Origin of the sequence: Reichenbachiella agariperforans (assembly GCF_900142205.1) — a bacterium.
GTDB classification, from domain to species: Bacteria; Bacteroidota; Bacteroidia; order Cytophagales; family Cyclobacteriaceae; genus Reichenbachiella; species Reichenbachiella agariperforans.
On sequence record NZ_FRAA01000004.1, the window covers coordinates 96,556 to 109,725 of the forward strand.

Sequence of the window (13,170 nt, forward strand, 5' to 3'; positions counted from 1 at the left end):
TCTTTTATTTATTCAGTTCTTCTTTCGCTTGATCGAGGTTATCAGCGATCGCAAAAATCGCATTGAGTTTAGTGATAACCAATAATTTTTTAACATGATCAGAAGGGTTAATGAGTACGACCTCTCCACCATTGTTTCTAAACTTGGTCAAAATCGTAATCAATACGCCTATACCACTACTGTTGATATACCGTACATCGGTGATATCTATAGCGCATTTCGTAATGTTGTTGTTCAGGGTATCGTTGACTTGCGCGATGATTTCTGGGCCATTCTCTTCACCAATCAGGTCACCCTCAAATTGAATGATAGTCAAATCATTCTCTTGCTTGAAATTAAAAGTCATTTCGTGTGAATTAATTATTGAATCTTGTCCTTTTTGCTCTTTGCGAAAAAATACAACGAATGATGGGTAATATCTATCTCAAACATCTCCTCTAGAGTTCGTTTGATATTTTGTATCCTCGGATCGCAAAACTCTAGCACTTCACCTGTCCCTTCCATCAGGATATGGTCATGCTGCTTAAAGCCGTAAGACTTCTCATACTGAGCCAGATTCTGTCCAAACTGATGCTTAGTCACAAGATCACACTCTACCAATAGATCCAAAGAATTATACACTGTCGCGCGACTGACGCGATAGTTTTTATTCTTCATACTGATATAGAGCGTCTCTACATCGAAGTGTCCAGACTTACTATAGATTTCTTCCAAAATCGCGTAGCGTTCTGGAGTTTTTCGCAATGATTTATTTTCCAAAAACTTAGTAAAGATGTTTTTCACCTCTTCATAAATCTTTGACCGTAACTCTGTATGTCCTTCTGTTTGGCTCAATTTTTTAACTCTATCTGTGTTTTTGACTTTCAGCGTGCAAATATAGCTTTTTATCGAAACTAATCTTCATATAAATCAAAGCGGTATGCTCTCTCTATTCCATTGATGCTTCCCAGCTTGTCTATCATCGTTTCGAGATGCGAAGTATCATCTACATATACCATCACACTCCCCTCGAATATCCCGTTGTCCGTATCAATACTCATCGATCTCATATTGACCTTCAGGTCGTTGGATATAATCTGTGTGATGTCATTGATCATACCAAGTCGATCCGTCCCTACTACTTTGATTCCTGCTAAGAAGGCGATCTCCTGCTGAGAAGTCCACTTGGCCTTGATGATCCGATACCCATAGTTAGACATGAGTTCGGTTGCATTAGGGCAGCTTGTGCGATGAATCTTGATCCCATCACTCACGGTTACAAATCCAAAAACGTCATCGCCGGGAATAGGTTTGCAACAGTTGGCAAACTTATAGTCTACCATATCCATATCCTCACCCAGAATCAATGGATTATCATTAGCCTCCTTGGCTTTTTTGGTAGCGTGAGCTACTTCATTCGGTTGATCGCTGTGTTTTCGCTTGTGCTTTTTCTCCTCTTTGACATCACTGATTTTCTTAATCTCTTTCGGATCGATCTTCCCTTTACCAACCTCGTAAAAAAAATCCAGTGGAGATTCAGAACCAAAGTATGCAATCATTCGGTTGATGGTATCATTGTTCAGATCGAGTTTGATCTGCTTCAACTTCCGAAGCACTATTTCTTTGCCCTCTGATGCCGCTTTTTTCTTTTCCTCCTTGAGATAGTCTTTGATACTCGCAATCGCCTTGGAGGTGATGACATACTTGAGCCAGCCTTCATTCGGACGCTGTTTAGAAGAGGTCAGTATTTCTACCTGATCACCATTTTTAATTTTGGTATTGAGTGAAACAAGCTTTTTATTGATCTTGGCACCAATACAACAACCTCCCACTTCTGTATGAATATCAAAAGCAAAATCCAAAGCACAAGAGCCATTCGGTAGCGTGATCAATTTACCCTTTGGTGTAAAGGCATAAACCTCCTCTTGGAACAGATTCGATCTAAAGTCATCTACAAATTCGATCGCTGAAATGTCATTCTGCTCCAGAGACTCTCGTACACTAGCGATCCACAGGTCTAACGAAGACTCTCCGCTAGACGCTCCGTCCTTGTACTTCCAGTGGGCGGCATACCCCTTCTCTGCGATATCATCCATACGCCGGGTTCTAATCTGCACCTCTACCCATTGACCTTTGTTGGTCATTACGGTCGTGTGCAAGGACTCGTAACTATTGGCTTTAGGGATGCTAATCCAGTCTCTTAACCTGTCTGGGTTGGGCGTATAGTTATCCGTCACGATAGAGTAGACGTGCCAACAAGCCGCCTTTTCGTTCTCCTCCTCTACATCTATAATGATACGAATCGCAAACAAATCGTACACTTCCTCAAAAGGCACATTTTGCTTCTTCATCTTAGTAGCAATCGAATAGATCGATTTGGGCCTCCCTTTTATTTCTACTTTATACCCTTGTTCGTTGATCGTCTTCTGAACCGGTCGGATAAAATTGCGAATGAAGCGGCTTCTCTCCTCCTTCGTGTCGTTGATCTTTTTTGCGATATAGTTGTATTCGTCCGCTTCGCGGTACTTCATAGAGAGGTCTTCAAGCTCAGTCTTGATCGCATACAAACCTAATCGGTGCGCCAGCGGTGCATAGAGGTAAAAAGTCTCCGAAGCGATCTTGAGTTGCTTGTGTCGCTGCATACTCTCTAGGGTACGCATATTATGAAGTCTATCAGCTAGTTTGATCAGAATGACGCGGGTATCCTTAGACAAGGTCAAGAGCATTTTTCTAAAATTCTCTGCCTGCTCTGACATGCTCTCTCCTGGCACGCCAGAGATTTTGGTCAACCCATCGATAATACGCATGACCTTGACACCAAACTCACGCTCCACGTCTCCAAGTGACCAGTCAGTATCTTCCACGACATCATGCAGTAGCGCAGACACAATGGACGTAGTACCTAGCCCGATCTCTGCCACACAGATGTAGGCGACTTCTATCGGGTGATAGATATAGGGTTCTCCCGTTTTTCGACGCATATCCTTGTGCGCCTCTGCTGCAGTAAAAAAGGCCTTTCGAATAATCTTAGCGTCATCATCCTTTAGAAAGGGTTTGGCTCGTCTAAGCAGCCTCCTATACCGTCTGAGTATCTCTTTTTTCTCTTCTTCTACATCTACAACAAATGCATCTCCCATTCGAATTCCTTAGCTAAAACCTGTAAAAAGACTGATCTACAAAGATCAGAATTAGCACCTGAAAACAATTATTAAATTCTTTAAAATATTTACAAGATTGATGTTGCTTAATTCAATTTCTACACTAGCTTTGCACTTCCAAATTTTTCAGTCACGAGAATGTGTTGAAAATGACAGAATCGCCGAAAGGCACATTAATAAAGATTAATGTTGATAATTTCAGATCTAAAATTTTCGAAAGACATTCAAAAACATCATGCGGATGTGGCGAAATTGGTAGACGCACTAGACTTAGGATCTAGCGCCGCGAGGCATGGGGGTTCGAGTCCCTCCATCCGCACAACACAATCACCCTCTACCTGACTATCAGGCTAGAGGGTTTTTTAATTTTGACAACTTAGTACATAAAAACATCACGGTTTTGGATATTCAATTAGATCAAATCTCAAAGACAGAAGCCCTTATTAAAGTTAATTTAAAAGAGGCTGATTATCAACCTAATGTTGAGGCAAAGATCAAGGACTACAGCAAGAAAGCCACTATCAAAGGTTTCAGACAAGGAAAAGTACCCAAGCCTGTAATCCAAAAGATGTACGGCAAATCTATTTTGGTAGAAGAAATCAACCAGTTGGTCTCTGCTAAAATCATGGAGTATATCCGTGAGAATAAAATCGAGCTACTAGGCGAACCCCTACCTAACCAAGAGCAAATCGAGACAATCAATTGGGAAGATTCAAAAGATTTTGAGTTCGAATACAACATCGGAATCGCTCCAGAATTCGAAGTGAAGGCTGACAAAAAAGTCAAAGTAGACACTTTCACAATCAAAGTGGATGACAAGTTGATGACAGAGACCTTGGACAATCTCAAAAATCAGTTTGGCGAAATGACCAACCCAGAGACTTCCGAGGAAGGGGATTCGCTATACGGATTCATTCAAACAGAATCCACTGAAGAAGAACCTGCTGGCAACACACTCGACTTGAAAGAAGTAGAGAAAAAAGACCAAAAGAAATTCATCGGTAAAAAATCAGGGGACGTAGTAGAATTCGATCCAGCTAAATCTATTAAGAATGATGCGGCTAGAGATCAATTCTTAGGCGAGCACAAAGAGCTGGCTGGCAAAATCAAATTTGAGATCAAAAATATCAACCGTGTGATCCCCGCTGATCTGAACCAAGACATGTTCGACAAAGTATTCGGCAAAGACGCAGTAAAATCAGAAGAGGAGTTCATCGAGAAAGTAAAATCTACAATCGGTGAAAACTATAGCAAAGAAACTGATGGCTATACACAACTCAAGATCAGAGACGCATTCATCGAGAACACTAAGATCGAATTGCCGGACGAGTTCTTGAAGAGATGGTTAAAGATCTCCAACAAGGATATCACAGACGAGCAGATCGAACAAGAGTATCCGCTCTACACCAATGATCTCAAATGGTCAATGATCAAGAGCAAATTGGCCAAAGCCAATGACATCAAAGTAGAACACGAAGATGTAGTCAACGAAGCGAAAAATATGATTCGCCAACAATTCGGGTCTATGGGCATGTCAGAGCAAATGGAAGCGAATATCGACGCATTCACTGACAACTACCTACAGTCTGACGAAGGCAAAAACTACATGAAATTGCAGGAAACTGTCTTCAACGAAAAGATCATTAGTTTCTTGAAAGAGAATGTCACCATCAAGTCAAAAGAAGTGACCGCAGAAGAATACAGAGAAAAAGCATAAACTTTTGCACATTAAGATCGTCTAATAGAAAAGTCCTTTGATATAAGGGCTTTTTTTGTTTTTTTGTATCTGTAATATAAAAACTGAATAATGGACAAGAAGGAGTTTAGAGATTTTGCCGTAAAGGGCCAAAACATAAATGGAAATACATTCGATCAGTACACTGGACATATAGAAAATATGACCCGTGCTGTCATCGAAGAGCGACCTACCAACTTTAGAGAAATCGACGTGTTCTCACGGTTGATCATGGACAGAATCATCTTCTTAGGCACTGGAGTAGATGACAATATCGCTAACATCATTACGGCACAGTTGCTTTTCTTAGAGTCTGTAGATGCAAAAAAAGACATCCTGCTCTATGTCAATAGCCCAGGAGGATCTGTCTACGCTGGACTAGGCATCTACGACACCATGAACTATGTCAATCCAGACATCAACACGATCTGTACAGGACTGGCAGCATCTATGGGTGCAGTATTGCTCGCTGGCGGAGCTGCAAAGAAACGTGCTGCACTACCGCACGCTAGGATCATGATTCACCAGCCAATGGCAGGCATGCAGGGTCAAGCTTCTGATATGGAGATTTCGTTGAAACAAACACTCTCTGTAAAAGAAGACCTTTACAAAATCCTGTCTCACCACAGTGGCAAAACTTATGAAGAAATCGAGAGAGATTCTGACCGAGACTACTGGATGAGAGCCGATGAAGCAAAGAAATATGGCTTAATCGATGAAGTACTGGAGAGAGACTCGAAAAAATAATTAGTATATTTAAAGAAAGAAGAGGAAATGGCACAAGTAACATGTTCGTTTTGCGGGAGGAATAAAAAAGATGTGGATTTGATGATATCGGGCATTCATGCGCACATATGCGACAAGTGTATCACCCAAGCCAATCAGATTCTCAGCGAAGAATCGAAGACTAAAAATGACATTTCCTCTCCTAGCTTTAATCTGATCAAGCCTAAAGACATGAAGTCTCATCTCGATCAATATGTAATCGGTCAAGATGAGGCCAAAAAGGTCATTTCTGTAGCGGTGTACAACCACTACAAGCGTCTCATGCAAGAGAACAAAGATGATGATGTCAGAATTGAAAAATCAAACATCATCATGGTGGGAGAGACCGGTACAGGAAAAACCTATCTCGCTCGTTCGTTGGCCAAAATCCTACAGGTACCCTTCTGTATAGCCGACGCAACGGTACTAACAGAGGCCGGCTATGTAGGAGAAGATGTAGAAAGTATCTTAACAAGACTACTACAGGCCGCTGACTATGATGTAGAATCTGCAGAGCGTGGAATCGTATATATAGATGAATTGGACAAAATTGCCAGAAAATCTGACAACCCATCCATCACCAGAGATGTAAGCGGCGAAGGCGTACAACAGGCACTCCTTAAGCTCCTCGAAGGAACTTCTGTCAATGTCCCTCCACAAGGAGGCAGAAAGCACCCAGACCAAAAGATGATCACTGTCAATACAGAGAACATTCTATTCATCTGTGGTGGTGCATTTGACGGGATCACGAGAAACATTGGTTCGAGACTCAATACTCGTCCACTTGGCTTTAGTGCTTCGGCTCAAGAAAAAACTGAAGAAGTAAACAAAGACAATCTACTCAAATTCATTACAGCTCAAGATTTGAAATCATTTGGGCTGATCCCAGAGTTGATCGGGCGACTACCTGTATTGACACACCTCAATCCACTAGATGCCAATGCACTGAAAAAAATCTTGACTGAGCCAAAAAATGCACTAGTCAAACAGTACACTAAGCTCTTCGAGATGGAGGATGTAGAGATAGAGTTCAAGAAAACAGCACTTGACTACATCGTCGAGAAAGCACTAGAATACAAACTAGGTGCAAGAGGTCTCAGATCGATCTGTGAATCTATCGTCAACGATGCGATGTTCGAGATTCCTTCGGATACCAAAACCAAGAAACTCGTCATCAACAAAGCCTACGCTGAAGAAAAATTTGAGAAATCAAAAATCAACAAGCTCAAGGTCGCCTAGTAAGCAGCGATTAACGAAATAGAAAGCTCTTGATAATTCAAGAGCTTTTTTTATATCAAAAAAACAAACTAGTACACGTACAAGCATGCGTGAAAGGCTCTTCCAAATCTCAGCATCAACACCTATCTTCGTACGAAAAACCTATGCCAGATCATCAATACCACGAGAAAAAAAACAACCTATTCCTGATACTGGCTGGTATATTCATTATGAATGCGCTACTCGCAGAAATTCTGGGTGTAAAGATTTTCTCTCTCGAAAAGATGCTAGACATACCTCCTGCTCAAATCAACTTTTTTGGGCAGATGAACCTAGACTTCAACCTCACGGCTGGCGCCATACTCTGGCCCATAGTTTTCATCACAACTGACATCATCAACGAGTATTTTGGTAAAAAGGGCGTTCGAAAAATCAGCTTCCTGACCGTCGGACTTATCGCATTAGCATTCCTACTTATCTATCTGATCACACTACTTCCGCCTGCTAATTTCTGGATGCAGTATAATGATCAAGACTCTAGCGGCAATTCCTTTAATGTGAACTATGCTTACAAACTTATTTTTCAGCAAGGATTAGGCATCATGGTCGGTTCTTTAGTTGCTTTTCTAGTAGGTCAATTACTGGATGTATTCATTTTTCAAAAACTTCGCCGTATCACCGGATCTGGAAAAATCTGGCTGAGAGCCACAGGGAGCACCCTCGTGTCACAGTTCATAGATAGCTTTGTCGTACTATTCATCGCTTTCTACATCTGGGGGACTTGGCCGCTAGAGCAAGTGATTGCTATCGGCATCATCAACTATATCTACAAATTCTCGGTTGCTATTCTACTCACTCCTATGATCTATGTAGGACATGGCATCATCGATCGTTATCTGGGCAAAAAAAATGCTGAACTCTTGGCTGCAGAGGCCGCTGAGTCCAGCAAAAACTTACTTTGACAATTTTGAAAAGCATATTTACGAACCTTTATTCGCATATACATTTAAGTAAAACTGCCTAATAGGGTTTCAATTATCAACATTTTTCGATCAAAGCGTCGTATAGAACGACTGGTTACTTCCCGAAGAGTAGCGGAGAAAGGTCCCATGAACGGTTCTGATGATAGTATATAAACTGCCCTTCCATAGTCAGAGGTGCGTGAAAGTTATTCGTATAGAGCTGACCTGTCCCTAAACCTTGATAGCTTAAATCTGAATATTCGGCCGTAAACTGACATATAGCATTGAGTCCCACATTGGATTCCAAAGCTGAGGTGATCCACCAGTCAATCCCTAACTCCTCTGCCAAAGAAATCCACTCAGCAGTTGCCTTGAAGCCTCCTAACAAAGATGGTTTCAGAATGATAAATGGAGGTTCGATCCCTGACAGCAAGCTTCTTTTTTCTCTCAGATCAAAAACACCTATTAGCTCTTCATCTAGTGCTACAGGTACAGGTGAACGTTTGCAAGTCAACTGCATCGCATGAAACTGTCGAGGCATAATCGGCTGTTCTATCGAATGCAAGTCGAACTGAGCCAATTCATCTAATCGTTTCAAAACCTCTTGCGTCTGAAAAGCGCCGTTCGCATCCACTCGCAACGTCAAATCAGCAGCAGAAAACCGCTTACGAATAGAGGACAGCAACTTCTTCTCCGTTTCAAAATCTATGGCGCCTATCTTCATTTTGATACAGCGAAACCCCGCCTGAAGTTTCTCCTCTATTTGTTTTAGCATGAAGGACTCATCCCCCATCCATATCAATCCATTGATCGGGATTTTTCGCTCTTGGGTATAAAAATCATTTTCAAATATCTGAAACTGCCCACCATGTACCAAGTCAAGCAATGCGGTCTCTAAACCAAAACGGATAGCGGGTTTAGTTACCTCTACCACTCGTGCTACGAGTGCATATACTTCCCCTTCAGTTTTAGGCAGTTTATGGTTCTTCAATTCCTCAGCGAGTTGCTCTAGCTCATTCTCGAAATCCAGTTGGTAATCAAAACTCAATCGCTCGATCACACTAACTTCCCCATAGCCAAAAACCTTGGGTCGTTCACTATGAGAAATTTTCAATATCCAAGCATCTTTGGTCTTCATAACCCCACGAGAGGTCCCTGCATCGAACTTGAATTGCAAGGTATGTTTGGTAAACTTTAGATTAAATGACATGAGGCTAAGTACAGAATAAAATCGGACAATCTCATCAAATTTAGCGCAGAAAACGAGAATTTTGACTTTTGAACAAGAACTGATTATGGTCAACAATAACACAGACTTAGCACAATACCTTTTTGATCTCCCAGATGAAAAAATTGCCAAACATCCGCTAAAAGATCGTGATGCATCTAAGTTACTCGTCTATAAAAACGACACCATCCACCATGACCACTTCCGAAACCTGTTAGATCATGTTCCTACCGACGCGACGCTCTTCCTCAACAACACCAAGGTCATCGCAGCGCGCCTTTACTTCCAGAAAAATACAGGAGCCAAAATCGAAGTTTTCCTCACAGAACCAATCTCTCCTCACACGGCATTCGAGCCTGCCTTAAAAGCAAAAAAAACCTGCATCTGGAAATGCATGATCGGCAACCTCAAAAAATGGAAAGACAATACAAGTATTTACTTGACCCTCGGCGCGATCAATCTGGAAGCCAAACTTCTAGATCGTTCTCACGGCCTAGTCGAGTTCTGCTGGGACACAGCCGACGAGTTCCTAATGGTCATAGAGGCAGCAGGCCATGTCCCTCTCCCGCCATATCTAAATCGAGCACAGGAGTCTGAAGATAAATACCGATACCAAACCGTGTTCTCCGAAAAAGAAGGAGCCGTAGCTGCTCCCACAGCTGGTTTACACTTCACCGATAGCATCTTAGATACAATCCGCTCCAAAGGACACGTCGTGGATCAACTAACACTACATGTCAGCGCAGGAACGTTCCGTCCGATCAAAACTGAGGACTTTACCGAGCACGACATGCACAATGAGCGCATCATTATCTATAGGCATAACCTCATAAACATCCTTGAAAGCAAAGGACCAATAGTAGCAGTAGGCACTACCGCCATGCGTACACTCGAAAGCACATACTGGTATGGAGCTCTCCTTTCTAAGGAGTTAACTAAAGACTTCAAGGTCGATCAACATACTGCCTATCGAGAAGAGCTCGCTGGTATTAGTCTAGAGACGGCTACTCAGGCCATCATACATCAAATGGATCAGTTAGGTATCGACGAATTACACGGAGAAACAGAGATTTTCATCTACCCAGGCTATGATTTCAAAGTGGTGCAAGGGCTTTTCACGAACTTTCATATGCCTAGCTCTACGCTAGTATTGTTAGTGGCTGCCTTTCTCGGGTCGGATTGGCGAAAAATCTATAATGAAGCACTGAGTCATGACTATCGTTTTTTAAGCTACGGAGACTCTTCTCTATTATTAAGGTAATTTTTTACCCCAACCGCAAGTTGTTGTTTGACTTGTCATCTAAAGAGTAAATAGATAAACAATTAAACACTAACGAAATGAAAAAGAGAATCTTCAACACCGCATTCATGCTACTAGCCGTAGCGGGTACTGTACTAGCACAGCACACAGACAAAAGAAGCAACGGTCCCAAATCTGAAATGAGAGAAGGCAAAAAAGCCAGCCCAATCGAAAGACTAGCAGACAGACTGGAACTCACTCCAGAACAAACAGAACAAGTAGAAGCTATCCAGTTAAAATCTGCTAAAGCAAATCAGTCTGTACATAATCAGATCAACGAACTAGAAGCCAAACTACAAACCCTAACGACTGCTGAAACACCAAACAAAAAAGCAATCACGAATACAGCCAACCAAATCAGTGAGCTGAAAGGGGAACTCTTCTTAAGTAAAACAATGGCTAAACTAGAGATTAGATCAATGTTGAATGATGAACAAAAGCTCAAATTCGACAGAGTAAAAAGCGAAAGACAAGGCAAGCCAAAGCATCACAACTAAGTTGACTAAATTGATCTAGTAAGTCCCTTCGTTTTAAAAACTAAATTAGCCCCCTTGGAAGACGCTCTGCTCGTACTGCAACTCCAGCAACATGATGAAACAGCCTTCAAATTACTATTTGATCGCTATGCCAAGATGGTGTATAACACTGCTTTGAATTTCTTGCAAGTGCAAGAAGATGCAGAAGAAGTGACGCAGGACGTCTTCCTAGAGGTGCATCATAAAATAGACCAGTTCGAAGGGAAATCCAGTATCAAAACATGGATTTACAGAATCACGTGTAACAAAGCCCTTGAACGCATTCGCAGTGCAAAAAGAAAAAAGCGTTTTGCTTTCTTTGTCTCTGTAGATGATGCCAATCTTCAAAACACCATCATAGATCATCCTGGTGTAGACGAAGAGCACAAAGAAAAAATGGCATTGATCCAACGCCTTTTGGGAGGCTTGGCCGAAAACCAAAGAGTCGCCTTTACACTGTTTCATATGGAAGGACTTACGTATCAAGAAATCACAAAAGTCATGAACATTTCTTTGTCCTCCGTAGAGTCATTGATGTTTAGAGCAAAGAGCAATTTGAAAAAGAAACTATCCACTACAAATCTATTCGAAGATGAAAAATGAGAAAAGCTATAACCGACTACTGCAAACAGTAGAAGCAACCCAGCAAGCCGAGCCCCCCTCTGGTTTATACCAACGGATACATCAAAAAATCAATCAGTCTACACCAGAGATCCGTATCAGTCCATGGCAATACGCCGCAGCTGCTGTACTTCTTCTCATGAACCTATCATGGGTATTCTATGCACAGACGACTACTCCCTCCGAGCAGTCCGAAACAGAGCTAAGTACACTGATCGTTGATGAATATAATCTAGAAACACCCGAATACTACAACTATTAATCGACACACCAAATGAAATCTACAACATACAACACACTCAAAAACATCCTCATAGGTGCACTCATTGTTATCAATTTGGGATGTGTCTGGTTCATATTTCAGGATCACCGCAAAATGCAGGACGCTCCTCGTGATAGACAAAAAGGAAGGTTTGAAGCCAAACTTAAAAAAGACATCGGACTAGATGATGCGCAGGTGAAAGCCTTCATGGAAATGAAAAAGAAACACATGCAAGAGATGCACATCAAGATGAGTCGGGTACAAGATCTACGAAAAAAGATGTTTGATGGTCTGGACAATCCCAACTTCAACATCGACGCACAGACGGACAGCATTGCTCAATCACAAAAAGAACTGGACATGATGGTGTTTGCGCATTTTAGAGAGCTCAAAACAATCTGTAGGCCTGATCAATATGAAGCGTTTGATAAAGCCATGGAAAGAATACAAGCCCGTATTAACAAAAAAAAGTTCTAAGGTTTTCCTCACCCGTTTTGGTGTTAAATCATAGAACTTTATTCATCATTACTGACTAGAAATAGTCAAGACTTAAATCTTATTTTAGAATCTCCTCAACGTTGGCTTTCATCTTATTGGTCAATCCATCGAGAGGTAAGTCATTGATATCTGTCCCGAAAGGATCTTCGATCTCTTCAGCAATCAATTCAAGACTAAGCAAGAAGTAAAACACTGGCAGCACGATAAGAGTTGTCCAATAGCCAAACTGCCATACCAACCCAAAAGGCAAAGTAAAGATGTAAAAGAAAACAAACTTCTTGATAAACATGCTGTACGAATAAGGAATCGGCGTAGAGTGAATCCGCTCACAGGCACCATATATGTCCGAAAAGCTTTTTAACTCTTTGTCCATTGCATGGTATTCCAATTCTGAAATATCACCGTTTTGCTTCATCTCCCTAGCTTTCTTGTACAGCAAATTAGCTATGTAGTTAGGGCGGTGATCACTAGCGATAATATCCTCACGGGTTTTATCATCAGTTATTTCCATCTCTCCGATGATGCGACTATCACGCAAATGCTCTTTGATAGCCATGGTGATATTAGGTATCATTTCTCTAAAAAAAGCCCTCGTCTCTTTGTCTTCGGTATATGTATTCACCTTGATCGCAAGGTTTCTGGTATTGTTCACTAGTTGTCCCCAGAGCTTACGCCCCTCCCACCATCGATCATAGGCAGTATTCGTTCTAAGCACTAAAAACAAACCTAAGAAAATCCCAAGTATAGAATGAAAACTCAAAATACCTGGGTAGTGCAACTTCATCAAATCCAACACTGTATACTCAAGTGCGACTGTAAAAGCAGTCATCCCAATGAGCATAGGCAACAATCTACGGAATACAAAACGGCTATAAAAGTTAAAAACAAGCCAGTTTTTCGGGTTATATTTTATCATAGTAATAAATTCT

General features: G+C 41.5%; 14 protein-coding genes and 1 tRNA gene. 10 read left to right on the forward strand and 5 right to left on the reverse strand.

Annotation, left to right across the window (positions count from 1 at the left end):
* Positions 1–4: 4 nt before the first annotated feature.
* The 3 genes from BUB99_RS11615 to BUB99_RS11625 are packed head-to-tail and all read right to left on the reverse strand — an operon-like array spanning position 5 to position 3,116.
* The gene (locus BUB99_RS11615) at positions 5–346 is read right to left on the reverse strand and encodes an STAS domain-containing protein (RefSeq protein ID WP_073122689.1); all 342 of its coding nucleotides are present in this window, start codon (positions 344–346) and stop codon (positions 5–7) included.
* 14 nt (positions 347–360) lie between these two features.
* Positions 361–834: a Fur family transcriptional regulator gene (locus BUB99_RS11620; protein WP_170863790.1), complete on the reverse strand. Its 474-nt coding sequence runs from the start codon at positions 832–834 to the stop codon at positions 361–363.
* Positions 835–893: 59 nt separating this feature from the next.
* Positions 894–3,116, reverse strand: a complete 2,223-nt coding sequence (locus tag BUB99_RS11625; RefSeq protein ID WP_073122690.1) for a RelA/SpoT family protein — start codon at positions 3,114–3,116, stop codon at positions 894–896.
* Positions 3,117–3,374: 258 nt separating this feature from the next.
* Here BUB99_RS11625 and BUB99_RS11630 point away from each other — a divergent pair.
* The 5 genes from BUB99_RS11630 (at position 3,375) to BUB99_RS11650 (ending at position 7,817) form a co-directional block, all read left to right on the forward strand.
* Positions 3,375–3,456: transfer RNA gene (locus tag BUB99_RS11630), tRNA-Leu, on the forward strand.
* Positions 3,430–4,854, forward strand: coding sequence for a trigger factor (tig, locus tag BUB99_RS11635; protein WP_245816831.1), 1,425 nt, complete (start codon positions 3,430–3,432; stop codon positions 4,852–4,854). The genes BUB99_RS11630 and tig overlap by 27 nt, the downstream gene beginning before the upstream one ends.
* Positions 4,855–4,941: 87 nt before the next feature.
* Entirely contained in the window at positions 4,942–5,619 is a 678-nt protein-coding gene (locus tag BUB99_RS11640) for a ClpP family protease (protein ID WP_073122691.1), read from the forward strand.
* A gap of 27 nt (positions 5,620–5,646) precedes the next feature.
* A complete protein-coding gene (gene clpX / locus BUB99_RS11645) occupies positions 5,647–6,876 on the forward strand; it encodes an ATP-dependent Clp protease ATP-binding subunit ClpX (protein ID WP_073122692.1) in 1,230 nt (409 codons plus the stop codon).
* A gap of 143 nt (positions 6,877–7,019) precedes the next feature.
* Positions 7,020–7,817 (forward strand): queuosine precursor transporter, encoded by a 798-nt coding sequence (locus BUB99_RS11650; protein ID WP_073122980.1) that lies wholly within the window; start codon positions 7,020–7,022, stop codon positions 7,815–7,817.
* A gap of 115 nt (positions 7,818–7,932) precedes the next feature.
* Here the strand turns inward: BUB99_RS11650 and BUB99_RS11655 are convergent, their stop codons facing one another.
* Complete coding sequence (locus BUB99_RS11655; protein ID WP_073122693.1) at positions 7,933–9,027, reverse strand: o-succinylbenzoate synthase; 1,095 nt, start codon at positions 9,025–9,027, stop codon at positions 7,933–7,935.
* Positions 9,028–9,088: 61 nt separating this feature from the next.
* Here BUB99_RS11655 and BUB99_RS11660 point away from each other — a divergent pair, with 61 nt between their 5' ends.
* From BUB99_RS11660 to BUB99_RS11680, 5 genes are all read left to right on the forward strand, one after another.
* Complete coding sequence (locus tag BUB99_RS11660; protein WP_245816832.1) at positions 9,089–10,306, forward strand: S-adenosylmethionine:tRNA ribosyltransferase-isomerase; 1,218 nt, start codon at positions 9,089–9,091, stop codon at positions 10,304–10,306.
* Between the two features lie 77 nt (positions 10,307–10,383).
* Positions 10,384–10,842 carry a Spy/CpxP family protein refolding chaperone gene (locus tag BUB99_RS11665; RefSeq protein ID WP_073122695.1) on the forward strand — a complete coding sequence of 153 codons (459 nt, stop codon included), beginning with the start codon at positions 10,384–10,386 and terminating at the stop codon, positions 10,840–10,842.
* Positions 10,843–10,896: 54 nt separating this feature from the next.
* Positions 10,897–11,463 (forward strand): RNA polymerase sigma factor, encoded by a 567-nt coding sequence (locus tag BUB99_RS11670; protein WP_073122696.1) that lies wholly within the window; start codon positions 10,897–10,899, stop codon positions 11,461–11,463.
* A complete protein-coding gene (locus BUB99_RS11675; RefSeq protein WP_073122697.1) occupies positions 11,453–11,743 on the forward strand; it encodes a hypothetical protein in 291 nt (96 codons plus the stop codon). Before BUB99_RS11670 ends, BUB99_RS11675 begins: the two co-directional genes overlap by 11 nt.
* 12 nt (positions 11,744–11,755) lie before the next feature.
* Positions 11,756–12,220, forward strand: coding sequence for a periplasmic heavy metal sensor (locus tag BUB99_RS11680; protein ID WP_073122698.1), 465 nt, complete (start codon positions 11,756–11,758; stop codon positions 12,218–12,220).
* Between the two features lie 79 nt (positions 12,221–12,299).
* Here BUB99_RS11680 and BUB99_RS11685 read toward each other — a convergent pair whose 3' ends face one another.
* The gene (locus tag BUB99_RS11685) at positions 12,300–13,157 is read right to left on the reverse strand and encodes a bestrophin family protein (protein ID WP_073122699.1); all 858 of its coding nucleotides are present in this window, start codon (positions 13,155–13,157) and stop codon (positions 12,300–12,302) included.
* Positions 13,158–13,170 lie beyond the last annotated feature (13 nt).